At 66.5% G+C, this 24,237-nt stretch carries 21 protein-coding genes; 5 read left to right on the top strand and 16 right to left on the bottom strand.

What is annotated here, in order from left to right; translation table 11 throughout:
• Positions 1 to 69: 69 nt before the first annotated feature.
• Positions 70 to 402, bottom strand: coding sequence for a hypothetical protein (locus tag ASE96_RS19455; RefSeq protein WP_235500090.1), 333 nt, complete (start codon positions 400 to 402; stop codon positions 70 to 72).
• 19 nt (positions 403 to 421) lie between these two features.
• Here ASE96_RS19455 and ASE96_RS03420 point away from each other — a divergent pair, with 19 nt between their 5' ends.
• Positions 422 to 2,815: a GH25 family lysozyme gene (locus tag ASE96_RS03420; protein ID WP_056425921.1), complete on the top strand. Its 2,394-nt coding sequence runs from the start codon at positions 422 to 424 to the stop codon at positions 2,813 to 2,815.
• Between the two features lie 45 nt (positions 2,816 to 2,860).
• Here ASE96_RS03420 and ASE96_RS03415 read toward each other — a convergent pair whose 3' ends face one another.
• The 7 genes from ASE96_RS03415 to ASE96_RS03385 form a co-directional block, all read right to left on the bottom strand.
• On the bottom strand, positions 2,861 to 4,006 hold the full coding sequence (locus tag ASE96_RS03415) for a glycosyl transferase (protein WP_056425916.1): 1,146 nt from the start codon (positions 4,004 to 4,006) through the stop codon (positions 2,861 to 2,863).
• A gap of 79 nt (positions 4,007 to 4,085) precedes the next feature.
• Entirely contained in the window at positions 4,086 to 5,177 is a 1,092-nt protein-coding gene (locus tag ASE96_RS03410; protein WP_056425914.1) for an acyltransferase, read from the bottom strand.
• Positions 5,174 to 5,572, bottom strand: coding sequence for a DUF2304 domain-containing protein (locus tag ASE96_RS03405; protein ID WP_056425911.1), 399 nt, complete (start codon positions 5,570 to 5,572; stop codon positions 5,174 to 5,176). Before ASE96_RS03405 ends, ASE96_RS03410 begins: the two co-directional genes overlap by 4 nt.
• Positions 5,573 to 5,576: 4 nt before the next feature.
• Positions 5,577 to 6,215 carry a glycosyltransferase family 2 protein gene (locus ASE96_RS03400; protein ID WP_056425908.1) on the bottom strand — a complete coding sequence of 213 codons (639 nt, stop codon included), beginning with the start codon at positions 6,213 to 6,215 and terminating at the stop codon, positions 5,577 to 5,579.
• A 68-nt stretch (positions 6,216 to 6,283) separates the two neighbouring features.
• Positions 6,284 to 6,778 (bottom strand): hypothetical protein, encoded by a 495-nt coding sequence (locus ASE96_RS03395; protein ID WP_056425906.1) that lies wholly within the window; start codon positions 6,776 to 6,778, stop codon positions 6,284 to 6,286.
• 2 nt (positions 6,779 to 6,780) lie between these two features.
• On the bottom strand, positions 6,781 to 8,118 hold the full coding sequence (locus ASE96_RS03390) for a glycosyltransferase (protein ID WP_056425905.1): 1,338 nt from the start codon (positions 8,116 to 8,118) through the stop codon (positions 6,781 to 6,783).
• Positions 8,115 to 9,083 (bottom strand): hypothetical protein, encoded by a 969-nt coding sequence (locus ASE96_RS03385; protein ID WP_156367479.1) that lies wholly within the window; start codon positions 9,081 to 9,083, stop codon positions 8,115 to 8,117. The genes ASE96_RS03390 and ASE96_RS03385 overlap by 4 nt, the downstream gene beginning before the upstream one ends.
• Positions 9,084 to 9,207: 124 nt before the next feature.
• Here ASE96_RS03385 and ASE96_RS03380 point away from each other — a divergent pair, with 124 nt between their 5' ends.
• Positions 9,208 to 11,085, top strand: coding sequence for an ABC transporter ATP-binding protein (locus tag ASE96_RS03380; protein ID WP_235500089.1), 1,878 nt, complete (start codon positions 9,208 to 9,210; stop codon positions 11,083 to 11,085).
• Between the two features lie 43 nt (positions 11,086 to 11,128).
• On the opposite strand, the gene ASE96_RS03375 is transcribed toward ASE96_RS03380, so the two are convergent.
• Positions 11,129 to 12,202, bottom strand: a complete 1,074-nt coding sequence (locus tag ASE96_RS03375) for a hypothetical protein (RefSeq protein WP_200912974.1) — start codon at positions 12,200 to 12,202, stop codon at positions 11,129 to 11,131.
• Between the two features lie 55 nt (positions 12,203 to 12,257).
• Between ASE96_RS03375 and ASE96_RS03370 the strand changes: the two genes are divergently transcribed.
• The 3 genes from ASE96_RS03370 (at position 12,258) to wecB (ending at position 16,671) form a co-directional block, all read left to right on the top strand.
• Complete coding sequence (locus ASE96_RS03370) at positions 12,258 to 13,403, top strand: glycosyltransferase family A protein (RefSeq protein ID WP_056425899.1); 1,146 nt, start codon at positions 12,258 to 12,260, stop codon at positions 13,401 to 13,403.
• A 109-nt stretch (positions 13,404 to 13,512) separates the two neighbouring features.
• Positions 13,513 to 15,519: a DUF6541 family protein gene (locus ASE96_RS03365; RefSeq protein WP_056425897.1), complete on the top strand. Its 2,007-nt coding sequence runs from the start codon at positions 13,513 to 13,515 to the stop codon at positions 15,517 to 15,519.
• Positions 15,520 to 15,597: 78 nt separating this feature from the next.
• Complete coding sequence (gene wecB, locus ASE96_RS03360; protein ID WP_056425894.1) at positions 15,598 to 16,671, top strand: non-hydrolyzing UDP-N-acetylglucosamine 2-epimerase; 1,074 nt, start codon at positions 15,598 to 15,600, stop codon at positions 16,669 to 16,671.
• A gap of 106 nt (positions 16,672 to 16,777) precedes the next feature.
• On the opposite strand, the gene ASE96_RS03355 is transcribed toward wecB, so the two are convergent.
• The 7 genes from ASE96_RS03355 to ASE96_RS03325 are packed head-to-tail and all read right to left on the bottom strand — an operon-like array spanning position 16,778 to position 24,167.
• Complete coding sequence (locus tag ASE96_RS03355; RefSeq protein ID WP_156367478.1) at positions 16,778 to 17,881, bottom strand: glycosyltransferase; 1,104 nt, start codon at positions 17,879 to 17,881, stop codon at positions 16,778 to 16,780.
• Entirely contained in the window at positions 17,874 to 18,992 is a 1,119-nt protein-coding gene (locus tag ASE96_RS03350) for a glycosyltransferase family 4 protein (protein WP_056425888.1), read from the bottom strand. Before ASE96_RS03350 ends, ASE96_RS03355 begins: the two co-directional genes overlap by 8 nt.
• Entirely contained in the window at positions 18,989 to 20,152 is a 1,164-nt protein-coding gene (locus ASE96_RS03345) for a glycosyltransferase family 4 protein (protein WP_056425885.1), read from the bottom strand. Before ASE96_RS03345 ends, ASE96_RS03350 begins: the two co-directional genes overlap by 4 nt.
• Positions 20,149 to 21,144, bottom strand: coding sequence for a Gfo/Idh/MocA family protein (locus ASE96_RS03340; RefSeq protein ID WP_056425884.1), 996 nt, complete (start codon positions 21,142 to 21,144; stop codon positions 20,149 to 20,151). The genes ASE96_RS03345 and ASE96_RS03340 overlap by 4 nt, the downstream gene beginning before the upstream one ends.
• Position 21,145: 1 nt before the next feature.
• Positions 21,146 to 22,237: a DegT/DnrJ/EryC1/StrS family aminotransferase gene (locus tag ASE96_RS03335; RefSeq protein WP_056425881.1), complete on the bottom strand. Its 1,092-nt coding sequence runs from the start codon at positions 22,235 to 22,237 to the stop codon at positions 21,146 to 21,148.
• On the bottom strand, positions 22,234 to 22,830 hold the full coding sequence (locus ASE96_RS03330; RefSeq protein WP_056425878.1) for an acyltransferase: 597 nt from the start codon (positions 22,828 to 22,830) through the stop codon (positions 22,234 to 22,236). The genes ASE96_RS03335 and ASE96_RS03330 overlap by 4 nt, the downstream gene beginning before the upstream one ends.
• A 47-nt stretch (positions 22,831 to 22,877) precedes the next feature.
• Positions 22,878 to 24,167 carry a nucleotide sugar dehydrogenase gene (locus tag ASE96_RS03325; RefSeq protein WP_056425875.1) on the bottom strand — a complete coding sequence of 430 codons (1,290 nt, stop codon included), beginning with the start codon at positions 24,165 to 24,167 and terminating at the stop codon, positions 22,878 to 22,880.
• Positions 24,168 to 24,237: the final 70 nt, after the last annotated feature.

The raw sequence follows: 24,237 nt of genomic DNA, 5'->3' as shown, positions 1-24,237 counted from the left end.
GTGGCCGCGTCAAGACCCACCGATATTGACTTTTCGGTGTCCGCTGAGCGGACCACCGGTCATCGTGAACTAGATGACGTGTTTTCCGGAGCGCGTCGTTGCTCCGGAGAGACACATGAAGCCGAACCCGACCCTGGCAAAACGACGCACGTCGCTGGTCACATCCCTGGCAGCCCTGGTTGTGGCCACCGTTTCCGTGGTGGGCCTTCCGGCGCCGGCGGTCGCCACCGCGCCGACCCCCACGCCGTCGCCCTCAGCAGGCAGCGCAGCGCCGACGTCGGCACCCGCTCCGACGGCGACGACGACGTCGGTTCCGGCCACGACGGCGTCGGCGGTTCCTTCTCCGACGGCGACCCCGCCGGCCGCCACGACCGAAGCGGCCCCGGCGCCCGCGCCAACCACCACAAGCTACCGGGATGCCATGGCAGCGGCGGCCGGACCTGCTGGCGCCGAGATGGGCCAAAGCCTCAAGGACGCGCGCGCCGCGCAGGCCGAGTCAGCGCCGGCGACCGAGGGGACCTGGTCACCCACTTTTGGCGTCAAAGGCCTGGACGTCAGCAAGTGGCAGGCGGACGTCAACTGGCAGACACAGTGGAAACTGGGCGCACGCTTCGCCTACGTGAAGGCCACGGAAGGCAACTACTACACGAGCGCCACTTTTGCTGCCCAGTACAAAGGTGCCCGCCAGGTGGGCATGATCCGGGGCGCCTACCACTTCGCCAACCCGCTGGCCTCGTCGGGAGCTGATCAGGCCAGGATCTTCGTCCAGAACGGAGGGGGCTGGAGCGCGGACGGCTATACGCTCCCACCGGTGCTCGACTTCGAGGCCAACCCGTACGCCGGGCAAACGATCGACGGGTTCTACCAGGGCAACAGCTGCTACGACCGGTCTGCCAGCCAGCTGACGAGCTGGGTGCGTGACTTCGGAAACACCATGAAGGCGCTGACCGGACGGCTCCCGGTGATTTACACCAACACCAACTGGTGGAAGCAATGCGTGGGCGATGCCGCGGGTTTCGGCGACTACCCCCTCTGGACCGCGTATTGGCCGAGTTCGGCCAGCAACTACGCCGGCCCGCTGCCCTCAAGCTGGAGCGCCTACTCCCTCTGGCAGTACAGCGAGTCCGGCCCGTTCGCCGGCGACTCCAACGTCTGGAACGGCGACTACGAAGGGCTGCGGCGCTTCGCCGATAATTCCGGCGCCAGCCTGAACACCCCGGTGGATGATTTCAACGGCGACGGACGCAACGATCTGCTGAGCATTGCCGCTGACGGCACGCTCTGGTTCTACCCCGGCAACGGCCAGGGCGGATTCACGAGCCCCGTCCGCATCGGCTCAGGCTGGAGAATCTACTCCCGCATCGTCGGCGTCGGAGACTTCAACGGCGACGGCAGGAACGATTTCACCGCCATCAAACCGGACGGTTCCATGTGGTTCTATGCGGGAACAGGGACGGTTGGTGCCGGAAGCCAGGGCTATGCTTCGGCCATCAAGATGGGCACGACCAACTGGAGCGCCTTCAGCCAGGTCGCGGGCGTCAGGGACTTCAACGGCGACGGCAGGAACGACCTTGTCGCTTCCAAGAAGGACGGGACGCTGTGGTTCTTCGCCGGCACACGGGCCGTGTCATCGACGCAGAGCGGCTACGCTCCGGAACTAAAGATCGGCTCGTCGGGCTGGGATGCGTACATCAGTATCGTCGGCGTCCGGAACTTCGGCGGCAAACCGACCAACGATCTGCTCGCCACGAAAACCGACGGCAGCCTGTGGTTCTACGACGGAACAGGCGCTGTCTCAGCGACGAACCCGGGCTACGCCCCGGGCACCCGGATCGGTACCTCCGGCTGGAACAATTTCCTGGACGTGCTGGGAGCCGGCGACGGCAACGGCGACGGCAAGGCGGACCTGCTGACCCGCCGTCGTGACAACGCGCTGCTTTTCTACGCGGGAACCGGCATGAATGAAGCGGGGTACAAACCGGCCGTCAACATCGGCACGTCCAGCTGGAACAACTTCCCCATCGTGGAGTCCGTTCAGGACTTCAACGGTGACAAGCGGCCTGATCTCCTGGCGGTAGCCAAGAACGGCGCTCTCTGGTTCTACGCCTCAACCGGGACCAACGGATATGCCGCCGGCCGCCAGATCGGGACCGGCTGGAACGCCTACACCAAGCTCGTCGGCACTGGCGACATCAACGGCGACGGGAAAAGTGATCTCCTCGCCGTCAGGCCCGACGGAAGTCTCTGGTTCTACGCGGGCACCGGGGATCTGTCCGCCGGCCGTGAGGGCTATTCCCCCGGCCGGAAGGTGGGCACGGGTTGGAATGTGTACAGCAAGCTCGTCGCAACCCGTGACTTTGACAAGGACGGCAAGAACGACCTGGCCGGTATCCGCCCGGACGGCACGCTCTGGTTCTACCACGGCACCGGGAAGGTGTCCGCAACAGATGAGGGGTACTCCCCCGCCGTCAAGGTCGGATCCGGGTGGTCAAGCTTCCACTCCGTCGCCGGCGTCGAGGACCTTGACGGAGACGGCATCAACGATCTCGCCGGCATACGTCCCGATGGAACCCTGTGGTTTTATGCCGGAACCGGGAAGGTCTCGGGCACCAGCCCCGGCTACCGCCCCGGGCAGAAGATCGGCACCTCCGGGTGGAATGCTTACTCCATCCTGCTGGGGGCGGGCCGGCTCAACGCCGACGGGACCCCGGACCTGGCAGCTGTGAATCGGAACGGAAGCCTGTGGTTCTATGCCGGGGCGCCCGGGCGCAACAGCGGCTACTGGCCTGCAACGCAGGTGGGCGCGTTGCCCTAGCAAGGGACGGGCGCCCGGGCACCAGCCCCGGGCACCAGCCGAGGCTCAGGAGGCCGCGGACTCCGCGGCAGGCAGCAGGTCGCGGATCGCAGCTTCCCAGATTTTCACCTGCGACTCCGCCGCCAGCGGTCCCGCGGCACGGTCCGCCGCCCGCTTCCACTCCATGATCTGCTCGCGGTCCAGCGACTGGATCGTCGTGGCCAGCGCGGACGGTGAGAAGTCCGGGGTGACGGTACCGAAGCCGTATTCCTTGACGATTTCCACCATCGAAGGCGAGGGTCCCACCACCACGCCCAGCCGGGCTTGCACCGCCTCAAAGAACTTGTTGGGCAGGGCGTTCTCCATATTGAAGTTGGTCGGCGGGAGGAACACCAGCGAGACGTCGTAGCCGCTCAGGGTCTTGACCAGTTCGGCGTACGGCACCGGTTCGCGGAAACGCACCGCAGGGACGTCAGCCGCCGCCTGCTTCAATTCGGCGACGTAGGCCGGCTCGTTGGGCATCACGATCATGTCCAGTTCAACGCCCGGCGGCGCGCTGCGCATCGCCTCGATAAGGTTTTCCAGTTTCCGGTAACGCTGGCCCGCGGCGCTGTGGATCAGCCGGATCGTCTCACCGACAGGCTTCGGGGTTCCCGCCGCGAAGGGAGCCGCATTAGTGACCACCTGCGCCGCAACTCCAAAATCTGAGGTGTACTGCGCCGCGATGCCGGGAGCCACGGTGGTGAGCGAGCGGGCCTGGGGCAGGTAGGTTCGGCAAAGCCACCGCATGAACGGTGCCACGAACAGGCGCCACTTGAGGTCGTCGTCCTTTTCCTTCGGCGCAAACTCGTGGAGGTCGGAATGCACCCCGTACTTCGGCTTCAGGTCCACCGCCACCGGCAGCGTGTTCAGGTCGTTGGCGAGCACGACGTCGACGGACAGTCCCGCGAGCAGCTGCCGCGCCTGCTGGACCGCGGACATCTTTTCGTAGGCGCGCCGGTACAGGCGCCCGAGCAGTCCGATCCTGTCCGAGGGCCACCCGACCGCATCCGCCGACAACGCAAAATGTTCGTCGGCGCCTTCCGGTGCAGCACCGTAGCCGCACGTGATGAGGTGGTACTTCCCGCGGAAGAGCGCCACCTGCTTGAGCACGCGGGGGTCAGACCGGATCGGTGAGAACGAAATGATGAGAAGTCGGGGCAAGGCTGTCATGCCTCCATCATTCCAGACCGGGAGGCCGCCCCTCACGTCCGGCCGCTCCTCACGAGCACCGGGGCGCCGAAGCCTGCGGCTAGAAAATACTCCGCACGAAGCGAATGCGGGAGGCAAGGACGGCTACGGCGAAGCTCAAGGCCAGCGTCACCGCGTAGCTGGCGAAGCCCGCCACGATCGACCTTCCGTCGTAGACTGCGGGCACGTTCAGCCTGATGATCTCGAAGATCAGCAGATGGACCAGGAACACTCCAAAGGAAGCGCTGGAGAGGGTGATCAGCATCCGCCCGGTCACCCGTCCCGGCGTGAGCCGGCTGAAGCTGGACGTGGCGGACAGAAACACGGCCACGGCAAGCAACATCACGGTCAGCGAGACGTAGCTGACGGGCGCCACCGCGTTCAGCACGCCCGCTTGTCCCCGGTGTCCGTACTGCCACAGACACAGCGCCGCCAGGCCGGCGACCGCCAGGAGGGCCACGAACAGCGACCGGCCCCTCAGCCTGACGTCCCGCAGCGCGCGGCCAGCCACGAAGTAGCCGACGTAGGGCAGCCAGTGGGTGAAGATGTTCAGGCTGATCGGCCGGGCGAAGCCCAGTGACGCGGCAATTCCGGGCACCATATACACCAGCGCCGTGGCAGCCAGCAGGAAGGCCGCGAGGGCCTGGGCACGTCGCGGTCCCCCGTCCTGCAGGAAAGCCGAGATAAGTGGAGCGACCGCATAAAGGCCGAGAATCAGCCAGAGGAAATACAGCTGGGTGAAGACGGAGCCGTCGAGGAGCAGCTGGACCACCCTGGCCGGCGATAGGTCTTCGCCGCGCATGAGCCCCCGGACGCCGATCAGATAGACCAAATGCCACACGATCAGGGCGGGCAGCAGCCTTACCGCGCGTTTCCGGTAGAAAGACCGGGGCTCCAGGGCCGTGTTCCGGGGCGCCAGCAGGAGGGCGCCGGAGATCATCACGAAGACCGGGACGACCCAGATGAAGGGGATGTCCAACCCGGCCGCCAGCCACCAGTTGCGTGACTGGGGCGCGGAGTGCCCTAGGACGTACCCAAAGAGGTGGATCGCGACGACGCCACAAATGCTCAGAATTCTCAGGATGTCGAGGGAGTAGTCACGCGAGGCGGCGATGGCCTCTTGTTTGTCCGAACGCGTCCCGAGGTCCGTCATTCAGTTTCCTGCACTCGTTCCGAGAACACGGTCGACGGCGTCGCCGGCGCATCCTTGAGCCAGGGACGCGGGGTCTCGTCGATAGCGATCCGCCGGGAAAGCTGCGTCAGCGTTGTCTCCATGTGCCGGAAGCGCTGGTAGGTCGTGGCCATAAAGACCATGAAGCTGACGACGAGTCCGTAAAGGACCAGATCGGTTCCGCGGCCGATTCCGAGGGACCGGGCGAGCATGGTGAGTAGCTCCGGAAAGAAAATCGACAGGGCGGCCACAACCGCGAAAATCACCAGCATGATCCGGCGGATAGCCAGGTGCCGGGCATTTGAACCGCCCCGCATAAGCGCCAGGGAGACGACGATGACGGCAAGGACGAGAACTATTTGGACGATGATTTGCAATTTCTCACCTAAACAGGAGGTCAGCGATGATGTTGACGGAGTTCAGCAAGGACTGGCCTTTTGCCTTTGAGTAATCGGTGTAGATGATCTCAACGGGGTGTTCCACCCACCGAGGGCTGATCTCGGACACCTGGTGGATCAACTCGGAGGCGTGCGCCATCCTGTTCTGGGTGAGGTGGATCTTGCGGGCCACATCGGGCCCGATGGCGCGCAGCCCGTTGTGCGCGTCAGTAAGCGCCATTCCGGTGGCCATGCGGGACTGGACCGCAGCGGTCCGCAGCACCAGCCGCTTCGCCGGGGAAAGTTTCGTGCGGCCGTCGAGGAACCGTGAGCCGAGTACGAGGTCGGCTTCGCCGGTCCGCACGCGGTCGGCCATGGCCTTGGCGTCCTCAACCCGGTGCTGCCCGTCGGCGTCGAACGTTACGATGCAGTCGAGTTCGGGATCCTGCAGCGCATACTCGAACCCTGTCTGGAGCGCAGCGCCCTGGCCCAGGTTGACCGGGTGTTGGACAACTACCGCGCCGGCCTGCCTGGCCACTTCCTGCGAACCGTCGCTGCTTCCGTCATCGACGCACACGACGTGCGGAAATTCCTTCCGGAGTCCGTCGATCACCCCGCCAACGACGGAGGCCTCGTTGTACATAGGTATGACTATCCAAGTGCGACTCACCCATCAAGTATTCCACAGACGGCACGTTTGACTGGGGCGGCTCAGCGTTCCGCTATCCGGCGCAGGGCGTGCATCATGGCAATCGGGCCGTGTACGAGCGGGGCGGCCGTGCGGCGCCTGAGCTGCCAGACGGCCCGGTTGGCGGCGACGTCGGCGGCGACGACCACATCGGCTCCGAGCAGCGCCGTCTGCAGCCCGGCGCTGCGCGCTATGGCCTTGGCCAGCTGACGGGATTCCCAGTTGTCCCTTGCCAGCCTCCCCGCGATCCCGAGCGGACCACCTTTGCGGGACAGGGCATCGAGGACTGCCGCGAGACGTCCCGGCCCGGCCGGCACCACGGGCACCAGTTCCAGTCCGGGGGCGGACGGCACCAAGGCCGGACCGGCGCCGGCAACGTAGGCGGCGGTGACGCTCAGCTGACGGTCCGCTGGTTCAACGGACTCCAGGGCACGGCTCCAGAGGTTGTCCAGCGTGGCCTGAGGGTGCGAGCTGCGGCCTACAACGATGCCCAGGCGGAGATTTCCGGTTGGTTTCATGGCTAGGGGTTACTCTTTTCTTCCGCCAGCGGCCTCTGGACCGGGTGGCCCACGAGGTCGCGCAGATCCGAAATGACGGGTGCCAAGATGGCGCTGCGGGCAAACTTCTGGCCGTATTCCCAGGCGGCATCCCACACGGCGCTGTCCGGATGAGCCAGCGCGTCGGCACATTCCTGCAGGGCTGAGGCAATGCTCCCCGGAGAGAGGTCCTTGGCCGGAAACCACAACGGATAGTCGCGGAGCAGCTCCGTGGCGGCATTGCCCAGATCGTGTACCGAGACGATCGGCAGCCCGGTCGCCAGGTACTCGGCGGTCTTGCCTCCGGTCACAAACTTTCCGGTGGACAGCAACAACAGGAGCGCGTCTACCGAGCCGTAGAAGCGGGCTACGTCGCGCTTCGAAATCGGCCCCTCGTACGTCAAGCCGTTCCGCGACGCGGACCCGAAGGTCTCAAGGACCTCGGCGCCAGCCGCTCCCGAGGCACTGAGCTTGCCACGGAACACCGCCTCGGCCTTGGAATCGGGACCAGGAAATGCTATGCCCCACCCCTGCAGGAACTCGGCCATCGGCATGTTGACGTACTGCAGGGTTCCCAAATACCCGAAGCGCGGGTGTTGGGTCCGCCGGATTCCGGGCGCGGCGTGTCCCGGCTGTGGGTCGAAGCCGTTGGGCACCACCAGCATTGTCGCTGCGGATTCGGGGTACCTGGAGGCGTATTCATCCCTGATCTGGTCGTTGACGAACCACGAACCGGCGGCCTCGGCCAGGAACTGCGCTTCCAGTTTTCCGCGCTCGCTCCCTGTGTCGAAGTCTTCCGCCCCCGTGATGGTGTTGAAGGCCCAGGCATCGCGGTAATCCATGATGTAGGGGACCCCCTCCAGGCAACGCGCGACCCCGAACGCCACGTAAGGGCTCGCCGACGCCATCACGAGATCGACCGGTTTGTCGGCGTGGACTTCCCGCGCGGCCTTGCTGGCGGGGGCCAACCACGCGCCATGGAAGTCTTCCGGGAAGTCCCTCCGCCCGCGGCGCCGCATGACTTCCTTCCAGACGTAGGGCGCTTCAATCCGCAGCCGGGAGAACCGGCGAAGGTCGCCGCGGGCAGGCTCCTCCGATCCGCCGTCGTCCACCTGGACAATGCGGATCCGGGGATCCACCGAGTCGGCCAGTTTCTGGTCAACTCCGGAAATTTCGGACCAGATGTTGCTGTCCAGGGTCAGCACCGTGACGTCCCAGCCATCCTCGGCGAAGGCATTGGCCACCGCCGTGCAGCGGTAGACGGACGAGGCGGTGCTCGGCGGAAACGCGAATGCGATGTACAGCAGGTGCGGCTTGCTCATGCGGACCTGCCCAGAACCTTGGCATAGCCCGCCTCGAGCGTCGGGATCATGCCCGCGGCTCCGTGGTGGACCCGGATATATTCCGGACCCTGCAGCTTCTGCGACGTCGTCACGGGATCGGCCAAGGCCTCGCGCGCCGCCTGGCCGACGTCGGAACGGCTGACACTGATCGTGGCCAGATCCGCGCTGTAGCCGTCCACTTGGTCTGCGAAAATCGTCGGAACGCCGATCCCCATGGCCTCTAGCTCACTCGTGGCCAGGATGCCGGCCACCTGCCCCACCGCCACATGGGCCTGCGCGATTTCCTGCAAGAACTGCTGCTTGGGCATCTTGGGAATGAGTCTGACTCCCAGTTCCGCGGCCTCGGCCGCCCGGTCGCCCCAATCCAGGCCGACGATGTCCGCCCCGTTGGGGCCCCCGACGGCGGCGACGACGTCGGCCGCGACCTGCAGCAGCGTGTCCCCTCCCTTGGAGGCGTCCCAGCGGGACGGGAAAATGACCCGCGGCCGGGGCGCCGGAACCCACGCCGGCAGCTCCGCCATGTTGACGGGGATCGGCAGGTACTCCGCGTCCGGCCGGGCACGTTCGGCCTTCTCGCGCAGGTCCGGGGTGGCGTACCAGACGTGGCCCGCGCCGTCGATATCGGCTTTCATCGCCTGGTGGTGCTGGTCCTGCCAGTAGTTTTCCCTGATATCGGTGCCATGCAGGGTCAACGCATAGGGCCGGGACAGGGCGCCCCGCGCCCAGACCGCACGCCCGCCCATATTCACGTGCCACATGCTGGTTCCCGGGTACGCCAGAAGCTGTTCGGCCCGGAACCGGTAGTAGGCGGCCTTGCCCCCGCCGCGCGTCCATGGTCCCTGGATGAGCCTCCACGGCTGGCCCTGCCTGCGGCCTTCGGCCACGAGCGTTTTCGCGACGTCGGCGCAGTCGAACAGTTGGGTGACTCGGATCTTCTGACTCATGATGTCCATCATCTCATTTGGCCGCGGGTGGCCCGTCAGGCCCCTCCTGCAGCGGATCCGCCACTGTTTCACAGCGGCACCCGTCCCTGACGGGAACGGGGGCCGCGGCAGCACGCCGCGTAGTATGGGATGGATTCTTCCCACCGCCGTCTTGGAGTACTCCTTGAAACACCTGCGCCGCACGATGCGCGAGCTGCTGCCTCTCTTGCCCGCCAACGCCAGGCGGTTCCTACTGCTCTTTGGTGTGCTCTCGGCGGTTCTTTCGCTCCTCGACGCGGCAGCATTGGGCGTTTTTGCGCTTGTCCTGAATCAGATCCTCAAGGGCGGAACGATGACCCTGCCGGTCTTCGGTGACGTCACCCAGGAGTTCAGCCTGCTGATCCTGGTCGGATCCGCACTGGTGATGATCCTGAAATCCGTGCTGAATATCTGGCTCCAGTGGGTGTCCACCCGCAAGTTCGCCGACTATGAGCTGGAGATTGGCTCCATTCTCTTCCAGAGCTACATCCGCGCCCCCTGGACGGAACGGATGAAGCGCTCCACCACGGAACTCGTCCGGATGATCGACGTCGGAATCGCGAACACCGTCTCGGGCGTCCTCTTCCCTGCGGTGACGCTTCCGGCACAGGCCCTGACCTTCGTATCAGTCCTGATCGTCCTGGTCGTCGCGTCGTGGCAGACCGCTCTGGTGACGGTCATCTACCTCGGCATCATCGCCGCGTTCCTGTACTTGTGGCTCTCCAAGAAGTCGTATGAGGCCGGACGGGTGAACCGTGATGCTGCGATGCGCATGTCCACCCTCGTGGCCGAAATGCTCGCTGCCCTCAAGGAGATTACTCTCCGCGACAAGGCCCAGGAAGTCGGCAACATCGTCCTGCACAGCCGTGAACGGGCCGCCCGGTCGCGGTCGAATATCCGGTTCATGAGCGCGGTCCCCAAGTTCGTCATCGATATGGCCCTGATTGGCGGCTTTTTGCTGATCGGCGCGGTCGGCTTCATGATCGGCGGCATGGAAGCCGCGATGTCGTCCGTGGCTATCTTCGGCCTCGCGGGCTTCAAACTGGTGCCCGCCCTGACCACGGTCCAGGGACAGCTGACCCTGGTCCAGTCGACCCTCCCCTATACCGAGACTGTGATGCGCGACATCAAAGACGCTGCGGTACTGCGGGAGAACGCCGAGAAACTCGGTAAGACTCCGATCACCAACGAACCGAAGCTGCTTGAGCTGAAGGATGTTGAGTTCACCTACCCGGGTGCCGAAACCCCGGCCGTCACCAAGATCAATCTCAGTCTGCCCATCGGCTCGTCCGTGGGAATCGTGGGGCAGTCCGGAGCCGGCAAATCGACCCTGATCGACATCTTCCTCGGTTTGTTGACCCCGTCGAAGGGCAGCATGACGCTCGACGGCGTGCCGCTCGAGGAAGTGCTGGCTGACTGGCGCAAACGGGTGGGCTATGTACCCCAGGACGTGGCGATTTTCGACGGCTCCGTTGCCCAGAATGTGGCCCTGAGCTGGGGCGGCGACATCGACGAAGAGCGCGTCCGGACAGCCTTGGAACGCGCCCAGCTCCTCGAGACTATCGATGCCCGCGCCGGCGGAGTCCATGGCCGGGTGGGCGAGCGGGGCCTGGCATTGTCAGGCGGTCAGCGTCAGCGCCTGGGCATCGCCCGTGCACTGTATATGGACCCCCTGGTGCTGGTGCTCGACGAGGCCACCAGTGCACTGGACACGTCCACGGAAGCCGCGGTTGCGAACGCGATCAGCGAACTGCACGGTGAGATCACGGTCATTTCGGTGGCACACCGCCTTTCCACCGTCCGGAACAACGACCGGATCTGTTTTATGAAGGACGGCAGCGTCATTACCCAGGGAACGTTCGAGGAAGTCATCCGCGCCAATCCCGACTTCGCCCAGCAGGCCGCCCTCGCGGGTCTCCACGACCCGGCGGCGGGCTCCCCCGCGGCGGGGGAATCGGCACGCCCGGAGGCACGCGCGCTGTAAGCGTCCGTGGCGTTAGCGCCGCTCCATCCGCTGCGAGGATTCCTCAGCGGCCCGCGATCCCCCGGTAGAGATTCTCCAGGCGGTCCACGTAGGCTGCCGCGTCGTAGCGGGGCAGCGCCCACGCTGACCCGCCGAGCGTGCTCGCACACCCCCGGGGGTCCTTGAGCGCTTCGAGGACCTGCGCCACGACGTCGTCCTCTGTTCCCTCCAGGACCGGGGGCGTGGAGCCGTCGTCCGGCCGGGAAAGGCGTGTCCCCACTGCGGCGAGCGGCAGCCCCATACAAAGGGCCTCGAACTCGCTGGTGGCGAAGTTGTTGGTGGCCTGGCCGACGGCGACATGCGCACCGGACATCACACGGTGGTATTCCTCCTGCGACATACGGTCCAGCAGCGTCACGCCTGCCTCGGCCGCGCGCCCGGCACCCGGTCCCCAGTTCAGTCCAAGGATTCTCACGTCCGGACCGGCGGCCCGGCGGAGCTGGCGGGCGAGGCTCAGCTGCCGCTCCATCCCTTTGTCCTCGTCCCAGCGCGAGACGAACAGGATGTTCGGGCGTGCGTCCGGCTGCCAGGCGGGGAGGCTGGCCGCATCGACCAGCGCAGGCAGGAACTCGGCATCCGGCCGTGCGGCCACCGCGTTTTCGGCGGTGTCATTGTTCGCATAGAAAACGTATGCGGCGCCGTCGATGGCGCGCTGGATCTCATCGTGGAAGTGGGGGTCGGCCCACTGTTTGCGGATGTCGGTACCGTGCAGCGTGAGGGCGTAGGGGCGCTTCGGCATCCCCCGTTCGCGGAGCAACCGCGCGCTGGTGGCGTAGTGGACGTGGACAACATCCGCCGTCCACAGCTTTGCCGCCCGCCGGGCAACGTACGGAACAAAGCGTGCCCGGGCCAGGACCGGGTTGGCGGGCGCGGCCGTCATGGGGCGCACCTGCTCCGGCGGCAAGTAGTCCCATTTCTTGCCGGCCCGGGCGGCCGCCCGGACCATGTTCCGGGCCACAAAAGCGCAATCGTTGAATTGCAGTACCCGGGGATCGGGTGTCTTCCCAGCCTCCGCGCTTCGGACAGCGGGGGACGTTCCCCGGGCGGCGTGGACGGAATCCCGAGTTTCGTTTTGCACCCAGTAAGGTTATCGCGGGACTCCCCAAATACCCTCGCTCAGGAGTTTGTAGTCCATGACCCAAAGCATCGAAGTCGTCATCCCGGTCCATGACCCGGCGCGGCCGGTAGCGCGCGGAATAGCGTCCGTCCTTGACCAGCGCGCTGCGCTGGCCGCCCGCGGTGTCGATGTGCACGTGACGGTGGTGCTGCACAACCTTGCCGCGGACAGCCTGTCCGGCCCCGGGTTTCAAACCGGCGTCGACGGCGTCACCTATCTCAGCCATTCCGACGGCGTGGCGTCACCGGCCGGCCCCCGCAACTACGCCCTGGGCCGCAGCGGCGCGGCCTACCTTAGCTTCCTTGACTCGGATGACTACCTGGAACCCGGTTCGCTGCTGGCCTGGTGGGAGGTGGCCGAGGCTCATACTGCCGCGGCCGTGATCGCACCGCTGCGGACACCTGCAGGCAACATTCTCCCGTCGCCGCGAATTAGGCCGTCGAAGCCCCTGGTACTCCACCCCCTCCGCGACGGGCTGGCGTACCGCAGTGTCCCCTACGGCCTGTTGCGCCGCGAGAGCCTGCTCGCCCTTGGGTTCGGCTACACCGAAGGCGTCCCGACCGGCGAAGACATTGAACCTACCTTGAGGCTGTGGTTCCGCTCCGGAGCCATCTGCTACCCGTACGGCGCACCGGCATACCGGCAGACCGATGACTCCGGGCCGGCCCGCGTGACGAGTTCCATCCGGCCGCTACAGCAGGAGTTCGCGTGGCTGGAACACCTGCTTGCCGCGGACTGGCTGCAGCAGGGGTCGACGGCGGAACGGCGCGCCATCGCCCACAAGATCCTGAGGGTGCACGGCATCGGGGCCTTGCTCCGGCGCGCGGATGCGCCCGACTCCCCCGGCCGCGCCCCGTTGTGGGATCTCGGGGAAAGCCTGTACTGGCGCGGACTGGCCGCAAGGGTCCTGTCTTTGGCCGGCGGTTCCATTCCCAGCATCAGCCGGCGTGACGCCACCCTTATCCAGGCGGCCGGCTCGGCCGGCGACCTTCGGCAGCTGCGGGTCCTGGCGGCGGAATACCGGGCTTCCGGCCGGAGCGGGGAGCTGCTCACCCCACGGATGCTGGACTCGCTGTCCGGCGATTCGATCATTCGCCACTACGTCAGCGAGCGACTGCGGGCCGCGACCGGCGTTTTCCGGGCACCGCCCGCCGCGCCTTAATGACGGCACCCCCGCCGCCGTGCCGCCCGCTGCCGGAGTCGCCCGGGCGCAAGGGCACCGGCCCGGCTTGCTAGACTCAAGTCGGTAATTCGGACGGGCAGGAGCATTAATGAACTGGTGGCAGGCGTTTCCCGCTATCGCCGTGGCCGCACTCCTGCTCTTCTTTCCCGGGCTAATTCTTGCGCGGGCACTCGGCACCAAGGGCTTCGCGTCCGCGGCGATGGCACCCCTGGCGTCCTGCGGGCTCATCGGGCTTGCCGGCGTTGTCGGAGGTCTGCTCCGGCTGGACTGGGGGATTCTCAGCTACCTGCTGGTGACAGCCGTGTGCACCGGCCTGGCATTCCTGCTTCGGCGGTTCTTCACTGGCCGGGTTGCCGCAGTCGCGCCGGCCTCGGCGGCGCCCGTCGTCCAATGGGCGGCAATCCTGGGTGGCATGGCTGCGGGCTCCGCCCTCATCGTCAGCCGCTTGTGGCCGGCCGTCGGCAAGCCGGGAAACTTCGCCCAGGTGTACGACAACATTTTTCACCTCAACGCGATCCGGTACATCCTCGAAACCGGGAGCGCGTCGTCGCTGACGTTGGGCCGGATGCTCAACCCGGATGCCGGGATCGCCATCTACCCCTCCGTGTGGCATTCCCTGGCTGCCCTCGTTTCCCAACTGACCAACAACGACGTTTTCGTCAGCCAGAACGCCGTGATCGTGGCGGTCAGCGTGATCTTGTGGCCCTTCGCCTGCATCATGCTGGTCCGGGGCATCATTGGCCCCCGCGTTCTGCCGCTTGTTTTTGCGGGTGCCCTGAGCGGCGGTTTCTGGATGTTCCCGCTGCAATTGCTCCAGTGGGGCCCGCTGTATCCCAACACGCTGGCCTACAGCCTGCTGCCGTTGGCGCTGCTGGTCCTCGTGGGGCTGTTCAATGCCGGGCGCGAACGATTCATGGACAACGTCAGCCTGTGGTCCTTCCTGCTCATTTCGGTTGCGGCGTTGTTCTTGTCGCAGCCCAACGGTGTCACGGCGCTCCTGGCATTCTCCGTCCCGCTCATTGCCGCCGCGTGGTTCGCCCAGCTCCGCGCCCGCATCCGCGCCAAAGCGGGCGCCCGGGCAATCGGACTCGTGGTCCTCTGGGGGTTCGCCGCGGCTGCAGCCTTCCTCGTCGTCTGGCAGGCTTTGCTCCTCAGCTTTGACAACTGGAAACCCAGCCGGACGCTGGCCCAGGCGGTGGAAGACGTGGCGACGGGCACGCTCCTTGGCGGCAGCGCGACAATGGTCGCCTCCGTAGCGGCCCTCTTGGGAATCGTCACCATCATCGTGCGGCGGCGTGGTGGTTGGATGATCGCCTGTGCCCTGATCGCCGCCGCCCTCTACATCGTCGCGGTCTTCATGTATCAGGGCCGCTTCCGGCACTTCACCATCGGCAGCTGGTACCAGGACCCCTACCGGCTCGCGGCTTTGGTGCCCCTGTTTATGATTGTGCTCGCCAGCGTCGGCGCTGACGGCCTGGTGTCCGCCGTCAGGGGATGGCTTGGGCGCATGGCCGAGCGGCGATCTCCCGGCCGGCGTCTTGGCCTGCCGCAGTTCCGGGGATCCGGAAGCCTGTACGCCGTCGCGGCGGCGGCCATTCTTGCCCTTGCCTTTTCCACCCTGGTGGGACGCGTCCATGATCCCGGGCTGACCGCCGTGTCCACCAAAATCCGCGACACCTATTCATTCGTCCCGGGCTGGGCGGTTTCCAATGATGAATTCGCCCTGATGTCCCGGCTTGGCACGACTGTCCCGGAAGACGCCGTCATCGGCGTCAATCCGTTCAATGGCGGGGCGCTGGCCTACGCCGTCTCCGGCCGCCACGTTACGCAGTACCATCTTGCGCCGGGACCCGATGCCGAACTGCGCAAGATCGCGAAGGATATCACAACGGCGCAGACCGGATCTGAAACCTGCCAGCTCGCAGGGAAAGAGCACGTCCGGTACATCCTCGACTTCGGCCACTTCTACATGCTCAACTTCCCGGAGGCCAGGTCCTACCCCGCGTTCGTCGACGTCGCCACTGCCGCGGGAGCCAAGGTGGAACTTGTGGACAAGCAGGGCGCGGCCAAACTCTACAGGGTCACCGCGTGCTGACCGGGCACGGCCTGCTAGGTCCGGTGGGCCGGATCACAGCTGCCAAGGCCGGGCGCGGCTTTCGCCTAAGCTAGGACCATGCGTATTCTCAGCGTCGTCGGCGCAAGACCACAGTTCGTAAAGCTCGCACCGATCGCATCAGCCATTTCCGGCCGGGCAGAACACCTCATCGCCCACACAGGCCAGCACTATGACGAGCTCATGAGTGATGTCTTCTTCCGGGACCTGGGTATCCCCGCCCCCGACTTCAACCTCGGGGTGGGATCCGGCAAGCACGGGGCACAGACGGGCGCGATGCTCGGAGGCCTTGAGGAAATCCTGGAAGAGGCCAAGCCGGACTGTGTCCTGGTCTACGGCGACACCAACTCCACACTGGCCGCGGCCATCGCCGCGGTCAAGATGCACATTCCGCTGGCCCACCTCGAAGCGGGGCTGCGTTCCTTCAACCGGCGCATGCCGGAAGAACACAACCGTGTCCTGACGGACCACGCGGCGGACCTGCTTTTGGCGCCCACCCAGGTTGCCGTGGACCACCTGGCCAATGAGGGCCTGGCCGGCAAGACGGTCCTCGTCGGCGACGTCATGACCGATGTCCTGTACCAGGTCCGGTCGCTGCTGGAGCGCCGCAACGAGCCCCTGCCCCTTGATATGGAGCCGGGCGGTTACTACGTCAGCACCATTCACCGTCCCGACAACACGGACTCGCCGGCCCGTCTCAAGGCCATCCTTGACTCTTTGGCGTCCCTGGACCGTCCGGTGCTTCTGCTGGCCCACCCGCGCCTGGTCAGCCTGGCCGAACGTCACGGACTGACACTCGAGCAGGGAAGCATCCGGGCCTGCCCGCCGCTGGCCTATCCGCAGCTGGTCAACGCCGTGCGGAACAGTGAAGGCGTCGTCACTGACTCCGGCGGGCTGCAGAAGGAAGCATTCCTGTTGCGGGTGCCATGCACCACCATCCGTCCCGAAACGGAGTGGGTGGAGACCCTCGAATCACGCTGGAATGTCCTGGTCAGCGATGACCTGTCCATCCTGGCCGATACCGTGAAGCGGCCCGCCCCTGAGCCCACGGACGCCGCCCCCTACGGCGACGGCCACGCCGCAGAGAAGATCGTGGACGCGCTGCTGGAGTTCAACACGCAGTCGGGCAGGTAGCAGGACCCGGTACTGCCGGTGAGGGCGGGCGCTGACGGCAGGACGTCAGCGCCCGCCCCTGTTGTTTTTCGGTGCCTGGAGGGGCACCGTAGGGCACGGAGTACGGCTAAAGCAGCGCGGACGCTGCCATGAACCGCACCGGCGCCTCGGGGTCGAGCTGCGCTGTTGGGCTGGATGCAATCATGGTCTGCGGCCGTCCGAACCTGCGGCGCCCCGCGGCTGCCGCCAGCATCTCGGCCAGGGGTCCCGGGGTAAGGATGCTCCGGAGCAGCCGGGCATCCGCCAGGGACAGGGGCCGATCTGCCCCCGGCGCGGCGGCCAGGAGCGTTCGGGTCACCTGTGCGAATTCTGCGCGATCAGCGTCCGTCCAGCCGCCTTGTTCCCCACGCGGGAGAACCACGCCGAAGACGTGGACCCGGAGCAGTTTGGTGACCAGCGCCCGACGATGGGCTAAGGGAAGAGCGACGAACCACGGGTCGGCGACGAGCTCCAGGGCAAAGGCAAACAACTCGCCGATGTCCCGCCGCTGTCCGGTGACCCGGTCCCGCGCGTCGTCGCCCACGACGTACTTGCCTGTCCCGCGGGCATAGTCGATCCGGCCGCCACCGAACCAGAGTTTGGCAGAGAATATCTGGTCCTCCCCCGTGCGCAGGTCCGCGCTGAATTCCAGGCCCAAGCGCTGGATCTCGCTGCGCCTCAGGAGGCCGAGCGGGGCTGTGCGGTAGCTCAGGCGGTCCTTGACCGGGTCCAGTTTGAACCGCCTGCGGACCCGGACCGGCGGGGTCCGCACCGGTGCACCGCCGGCATGGCGCTGGGGCGCGATGACCATCGCGGACGAATGGGTGCGGGCCAGCTCCAGCCATTGGCGCAGGGCGCCGGGCTCCAGGGAATCGTCGCTGCCAAGAATGCAGACAAATTCAGCCGTCGCCCGCGCAAGCCCATAGTTGAACGGCCCGGCCGGGCTGGGTATCCCGTCGCGGAGTTCCAGGAACCTGGTGGCTGAGGCCAGTTCGGGCGGGACGTTCCCCGAAATCTCGTGCGGGGAGATGTTGTGGCACACGACAGTGGCCCGGACTCCATCGGGACCGTTCAGTTCAAGGCCGGCAGCGGCCACCGACGAGAGTGCCCTCGCCACAGGCCGCGTGCTGCTGTGCACAGCGATGACGACGTCCACCGCCGGGACTGCTGCACCGGTTGCATCCTTATCCATGCCTGCTCCCGGTGGCTCCGGTGCCGGCAAGCACGCGGCCGTAGACGTCCTCGAACAGCATGCCAACCGTGCTCCGGCTGAACCTGGCCCGGATGGGCGCGGCAATAGCCGACGGGTCGCCACCGGCGAAGGTCAGCCGGGCCGCCTGGATCGCGGCGGCCAGGGACTCCGGGGACGCGTCGTCCACCAGGACGCCGTTCGCCTGCGTCACGTAGTCGGTGAAGCCGCCGACGCGGGGGACGACGACGGGCCGTCCGGCGGAAAGTGCCTCCGCCGCGGACGTGAAGAAGTTTTCATGGGCCGTCGGAAGGAAGAACAGATGGGCCTGCTCGAAAAACCCGAACACCTCGGCCGGCGGGACCATGCCGACCAGCGTGACGTTCTCCCCGAGCTGCAACCCGGATATCAGGTCTTCGGCTTCCCCACGGAGGGGTCCGTCCCCCACCCAATTGAGGTGCACATCGTGGCCCGCGTCCCTGAGCGCTGCTATGGTCCTGATGGCCAGCAGGGGCCTCTTCCCCGGAACAAGCCCGCCGACAGCGACCAGGCGCAGCCGGTCGCCGCGGGGCAGCGGCTTCAACGGCCGCTCGTTGGCAACAACGCACGGAACCAGCACCGCCGCGTCGGGCCGCGCGAACGCCTGCAGCTTCTCGACCAGTTCCGCCGTCACTCCTGTCACGGCGTGCGGAAGACGCAGCACCCAGCGCAGCCAGGCGAAACGTGGCCACATCCCGGCGACATTCCGCGGGTTCGTGACACCGCTCCAGTGCTCGGAGTGAACCCACGGCTTCCGTGTCAGGACTGCCGGCAGGGCCGCCACGAGTGCCGAGGAAAAGGCCATCGTGTGCAGCACGTCCGACGTCGAGCTTTCCCTCATCAGTGTGCGAAGCACGGAGACGGCCGTCCACGGCCTGCGGGGGTTGAGGGAGACTCGCTGCACGGGGAGGCCGGCATAGGTTTCTGCGGCTGCGGGCAGCCTGCTGCCCAGCCGCACATGCACGACGCTGACATCATGCCGGAGCTGGATTGCTTTCGCGTGTTCCAGATTGAACGGGGCCTGCGCCGGCGAATCGTGGCTGGGGAACCAGGTGGTGACCACAAGGATTCTCATGGTTGGGTCCTCCCCACCGACGCGACGATCGCGGCCGCGGCCTGGCCGGCGGCGGCCAGTGAGGCGTTCTCCCCCACCCACTGCGAGCGGTGTCCCCGGCCGGTGTCTTCCTCTTCGAGCGCGGCGATCATCGCAGCCGCCACGGCATCCGGGTCATGGTCAACAGCGTCGCCAAGGCCGTTGTTGGCCACCACCGCGGCTCCCTCGCCGGGACCGGCGAAGATGACCCGGGCGCCGCAACCTGCTGCCGCGTAGATTTTGGTCGGCTTGGCGAAGTCGTAGCCCTGACCGGGTTTGATGCTGACCAGTGCTGCCACGGCCCCGCGGAGCCAGGCTGCAGCCTCCCGGGGCGGCACGACGCCGCCGAAGACCACGCTGCCGGGAGCGACCTCGTCCGCCAGCGCCCGGAGTGCCGGTTCGTCGGTGCCCTGCCCGAAGAAGCGGATCTCCGCCGTCGGATATTTCCGCTGCACCAGCGGCAACGCCCGGATGAAGACGTCGGCTCCCTGCCATTCCGAAATCGTTCCGGTGTAGGCGAAGTAGGGCCGGTCGCTGTCTGCGGCATCGCCCTGGGGATTGAAGACTGAGGTGTCCACCCCGTTGGCCACGACCTGCACCCGCTCCGCCGGCACGTCGAACCTTGCCACCTGCTCGGCAACCGCGTCGGAAATGGCGATGACGCGGGCGGCGCGCCGCAGGACGAATCCCTCGACACGGCGCATCAGGCTGATGACGAAGCCCGGCACGTCCGTTGCGGACAGCGCCTCACTCCAGACGTCTGCCGCGTAGTAGACGAAGGGCCGGCGGCGCAGCCAGGAGCTCAGGGCCACCATCAGCCCGGTGGTGGGCGGTGGCTCCGACACGACCACATCGGCCCGCTGCAGCAGCAAGCGGAAGAAGGCCGGCACGTCGAAACTCAGGTACTGGACGTAGCCGCGGACGTTGCCGCCGCCGTCGCGCAGCACGGGCCAGCGACTGATCCTGAAGGGAACGTTGCCGGCCGTGGCGCCGCCAGGGGCGCGGGTGGTTACCACCGACACGTCCGCCCCCGCTGCCACCAGCCCGTCCACCAGTGCCTGGAGACGAAAGGCCGCGGCACCCACTTCCGGCGTAAAGAGCCGGGTGGCCACCACAACCCTCAAACGGGGATGCGCCGTCACGAGGCGGCGACTTTGACCATCCGCCCGCTGCGCGCGGACTCCAGCACGGCTTCGGCAACGCGCAGCGTGTCCAGGCCCTCGCGCATGGTCACGACGTCGGTGCGCAGCCCCAGGACCGCGTCGCGGAACGCTTCGTGTTCCGTGCGCAGCGGTTCCGGTTTGGCGATGGCAAGACGGGTCATGTTGCCCTCCGAGACACCACGGAATGCCGCCATGGACTCCCACTCGGTGGCCACGGTGCCGTTCTCGAAGAACGTCAGGTCCGCGGTGACCGTATCGGCCACAAAAGCACCCTTTTCGCCGGTGACGATGGTCAGGCGCTCTTTCATGGGGGAAAGCCAGTTCACCAGGTGGTTCGTGATGACGCCACTTTCCAGCTGCCCGGTCGCTGCAACCATATCCTCGTGCGGGCGGCCGCTGCGCGTGGTGACCTGGGCGAAGATCGAATCGAAACGGCTCTGGGCGAGCCAGGCGGTCAGGTCGATATCGTGCGTCCCCAGGTCCTTGACCACACCGACGTCGGCGATGCGCGACGGGAACGGGCCTTGGCGCCGGGTGGCGATCTGGTAAACGTCGCCGAGTTCGCCGGCTTCGATCCGCTTCCGCAGGGACTGCAGCGCGGGATTGAAACGCTCGATGTGGCCCACGGCCCCCACGAGGTTTTTGGCCTCGAACGCATCCACGAGGCGCTGGCCGGCCTCCGTGCTTGCGGCAATCGGCTTCTCCACGAGGGTGTGGACGCCGGCGTCGGCCAAGGCCAGTCCTACCTCCTCATGCATGCCCGTGGGGACGGCGGCGACCGCCATGTCCAGGCCCTCGGCAATAAGCTCTTCCACCGAGGACAGCACGGTCAGTCCGCCGGCTACTCCGTGCGGATCGCCGTACGCGTCCGCTACGGCCACCAGGTCGACACCGGGCAGCTCGCGGAGGACGCGGGCGTGGTGCCGCCCCATCATCCCCAGCCCGATCAGGCCTACGCGCAGGTTCGCCATGTCAGGCACCGGCCTTGGAGACGGCGTTGACTGCAGCGACGATGCGCTCGAGGTCGTCCTGGCTCAGGGACGGGTGGACCGGCAGGGAGAGCACTTCTTTGGCCGCCGTTTCGGTATTGGGCAGGTCTTCGGTCCGGTTGAAGGACGGAAGGCGATGGTTCGGGACCGGGTAGTACACACCGGTTCCGATGTTGTATTCGTCCCGCAGTGCCTTGGCCAGTCCGTCGCGGTCCTCGGGCACACGGATCGTGTACTGGTGGTAGACGTGGCCTGCCCCGGCCTTGACCAGCGGCGTTCCCACGTTCTCCAGGTTAGCGTCCAGGAACGCAGCGTTCTGCTGGCGCTGCGCGGTCCAGCCCAGCACCTTGGTGAGCTGGACGCGGCCAATGGCGGCGTGCAGGTCGGTCATGCGGGCGTTGAATCCGACGATTTCGTTCTGGTACTGCTTCTCCATGCCCTGGTTGCGCAGCAGCCGCAGCCGGTGCTCGACGGCGGCGTCCGACGTCGTGACCATGCCGCCCTCGCCGGAGGTCATGTTCTTCGTCGGGTACAGGCTGAACATGGCGAAGGTGCCGAAACTGCCGACCTTCTGGCCGTTGAAGCTGGCTCCGTGGGCCTGGGCTGCGTCCTCGTAGAGGTCGATGCCGCGCTCCGCGGCAAGCCTGCCGAGGCCTTCGACGTCGAACGGGTGCCCGTAAAGGTGCACCGGCATGATGCCCTTGGTCTTCTCGGTGATGAGCGACGCGACGTGGTCCGTGTCCAGGGTGTAGTGGTCCAGCTCGATGTCGGCGAAGACGGGAGTGGCTCCGGTCAGCGCGACGGAGTTGCCGGTGGCGGCGAACGTGAACGACGGCACGATCACCTCGTCGCCGGGGCCGACGCCGGCGGCCAGGAGGCCGAGGTGCAGTCCGGAGGTGCCGGAGTTCACGGCAACGGCGGCGCGGCCATCGACCAGCACCGAGGAGAACTCCGTTTCGAAGTCCGCCACCTGCTTGCCTTGGGCCAGCATTCCGGATGCCAGTACGGCGTCGACGGCCGCCCGCTCTTCATCGCCGATGATCGGCTTGGCTGCGGGGATAAAGTCCAGGCTCATGCGTTGTCCTCTGCCTCTTTCAGGAAGTCTTCTTGCTCAACATATTTGGCCCCTGTCTCGGGGCAGACCCAGAACCCGTCCTCCTCGCGCAGCGGGAAGCCGGCCTTGCCGACCCACCCGAGCCGCTTGGCCGGCACTCCCGCCATCAGGGCGAAGGCCGGTACATCCTTCGTGACCACGGCGCCTGCGGCGATGGTCGCCCAGCGTCCGATCGTCACGGGGGCCACACAGACGGCCCGCGCCCCAATGGACGCCCCATCCTCGATGGTGACGCCCACCGGAGTCCAGTCGTGGGCGCTCTTCAGGGATCCGTCGGGGCTGATGGACCGGGGGTAGGTGTCGTTCGTCAGGACCACTGCGGGTCCGATGAAGACGCCGTTTCCCAGCCTGGCGGGTTCGTAGACCAGCGCGTAGTTCTGGATCTTGGTGTTATCGCCAATCTGGACACCGGTGCCGACGTAGGCACCGCGGCCGACGATGCAGTTTTCTCCCAGGGTGGCGTCCTCGCGCACCTGGGCCAGATGCCAGATCTTGGTGCCGGCGCCCAGCACGGCGCGGTCCGAAACATCAGCGCTCGGGGCAATGTTATTCATCGTGGATCTCCTGTCAAAGGGAAAAGTGTTCGGCGCGCGGACTCAGGTCAGGCCTTGCCGATGACACGGTACTCGACGCCGACCCATGCCTCCGGGCTGCTCACCCGGCGGCCGTCGATGAAGACCCGGACACCCGGCAGGTCCTGCGGGCCCAGCGTGCGGTACTCGGCGTGGTCCGCCTGGACCACGGCCGCGTCGACCGGCTCACCCAGATGGTACGGCTGGAAGCCCAGCTTCTGGAGTTCCTCGTCGGTGTACAGCGGGTCATGGACCAGCGCGGCGGCACCACGCTGCTCGAGTGCCCTGACGGCGTCGAAGACGCCGGAAAACGCGGTTTCCTTGACGCCGCCGCGGTAGGCAGCGCCAAGCACCACCACGCGGGCGCCGGCGAGGTCGCCGTAGGCCCCCTCGAGCAGTCCGATGGTGTAGGCAGGCATGTCGGCATTTGCTTCCCGGGCCGCGCGCACTACCGTGGCCGCCGGATCGTTCCAGAGATACAGCCTCGGGTAGACGGGGATGCAGTGGCCGCCGACGGCGATGCCCGGGGTGTGGATGTGGCTGTACGGCTGGGAGTTGGCGGCCTCGATGACCTGGTAGATGTCGATGCCCGCAGTGGCGGCATACCGGGCGAACTGGTTGGCGAGTCCGATGTTCACATCGCGGTAGGTGGTTTCGGCCAGTTTCGCCATCTCGGACGCCTCGGCGGAGCCCAGGTCCCACACGCCGTTCGGGCGTGCCAGATCCGTCCGCTCGTCGAAGTCCAGCACGGCCTGATAAAACTCGACGGCTTTCGCTGCCCCGGCGTCGGACAGTCCGCCCACGAGCTTGGGGTACTTGCGCAGGTCTTCGAAGACCCGGCCGGTGAGGACACGTTCGGGAGAGAACACCAAGTGGAAGTCCCGTCCTTCGACCAGGCCGGAGGCGGATTCCAGGGCGGGCTTCCAGCGGCTCCGGGTGGTTCCGACGGGCAGGGTGGTTTCGTAGGAAACCAGGGTCCCGGGCGTCAGGTGCTTTGCCAGTTCCGCGGTGGCCGCGTCCATCCAGCCGAAGTCGGGGTTCGCTTCGGCATCGACGAACAGCGGCACGACGAGGACAACGACGTCGGCTTCGGGGACCGCGTCCGCGTAGTCGGTGGTGGCCCTGAGCTTCCCTGCCGGCACCAGTTCGGAGAGTTTTTCCTGCAGGTGGGCTTCGCCGGGAAACGGCTCCGTACCGGCGTTGATGAGGTCCACGACCTGCCGGTTAACGTCCACGCCGACGACCTCATGGCCCTTGGAGGCAAACTGGACGGCCAGGGGCAGGCCGATCTTTCCCAACGCAATTACAGCAATCTTCACGATACTCGTGCCTTTTCTCTCATACCTGATGGCGGGGCCAGGGGACCTGTCTCCACACTAGCTGCTGCTT

Origin of the sequence: Arthrobacter sp. Leaf69 (assembly GCF_001422645.1) — a bacterium.
Classification (GTDB): Bacteria; Actinomycetota; Actinomycetes; order Actinomycetales; family Micrococcaceae; genus Arthrobacter.
This window is presented reverse-complemented; position numbering and strand designations above follow the sequence as displayed.

Excerpts from the sequence above, each read along its gene's own strand:
- ASE96_RS03420 (WP_056425921.1), top strand. The coding sequence starts at position 422 with ATGGCAGCGGCGGCCGGACCTGCTGGCGCCGAGATGGGCCAAAGCCTC.
- ASE96_RS03415 (WP_056425916.1), bottom strand. The coding sequence starts at position 4,006 with ATGACAGCCTTGCCCCGACTTCTCATCATTTCGTTCTCACCGATCCGG.
- ASE96_RS03410 (WP_056425914.1), bottom strand. The coding sequence starts at position 5,177 with ATGACGGACCTCGGGACGCGTTCGGACAAACAAGAGGCCATCGCCGCC.
- ASE96_RS03400 (WP_056425908.1), bottom strand. The coding sequence starts at position 6,215 with ATGTACAACGAGGCCTCCGTCGTTGGCGGGGTGATCGACGGACTCCGG.
- ASE96_RS03395 (WP_056425906.1), bottom strand. The coding sequence starts at position 6,778 with ATGAAACCAACCGGAAATCTCCGCCTGGGCATCGTTGTAGGCCGCAGC.
- ASE96_RS03390 (WP_056425905.1), bottom strand. The coding sequence starts at position 8,118 with ATGAGCAAGCCGCACCTGCTGTACATCGCATTCGCGTTTCCGCCGAGC.
- ASE96_RS03385 (WP_156367479.1), bottom strand. The coding sequence starts at position 9,083 with ATGAGTCAGAAGATCCGAGTCACCCAACTGTTCGACTGCGCCGACGTC.
- ASE96_RS03380 (WP_235500089.1), top strand. The coding sequence starts at position 9,208 with ATGGGATGGATTCTTCCCACCGCCGTCTTGGAGTACTCCTTGAAACAC.
- ASE96_RS03370 (WP_056425899.1), top strand. The coding sequence starts at position 12,258 with ATGACCCAAAGCATCGAAGTCGTCATCCCGGTCCATGACCCGGCGCGG.
- ASE96_RS03365 (WP_056425897.1), top strand. The coding sequence starts at position 13,513 with ATGAACTGGTGGCAGGCGTTTCCCGCTATCGCCGTGGCCGCACTCCTG.
- wecB (WP_056425894.1), top strand. The coding sequence starts at position 15,598 with ATGCGTATTCTCAGCGTCGTCGGCGCAAGACCACAGTTCGTAAAGCTC.
- ASE96_RS03355 (WP_156367478.1), bottom strand. The coding sequence starts at position 17,881 with ATGGATAAGGATGCAACCGGTGCAGCAGTCCCGGCGGTGGACGTCGTC.
- ASE96_RS03350 (WP_056425888.1), bottom strand. The coding sequence starts at position 18,992 with ATGAGAATCCTTGTGGTCACCACCTGGTTCCCCAGCCACGATTCGCCG.
- ASE96_RS03340 (WP_056425884.1), bottom strand. The coding sequence starts at position 21,144 with ATGGCGAACCTGCGCGTAGGCCTGATCGGGCTGGGGATGATGGGGCGG.
- ASE96_RS03335 (WP_056425881.1), bottom strand. The coding sequence starts at position 22,237 with ATGAGCCTGGACTTTATCCCCGCAGCCAAGCCGATCATCGGCGATGAA.
- ASE96_RS03330 (WP_056425878.1), bottom strand. The coding sequence starts at position 22,830 with ATGAATAACATTGCCCCGAGCGCTGATGTTTCGGACCGCGCCGTGCTG.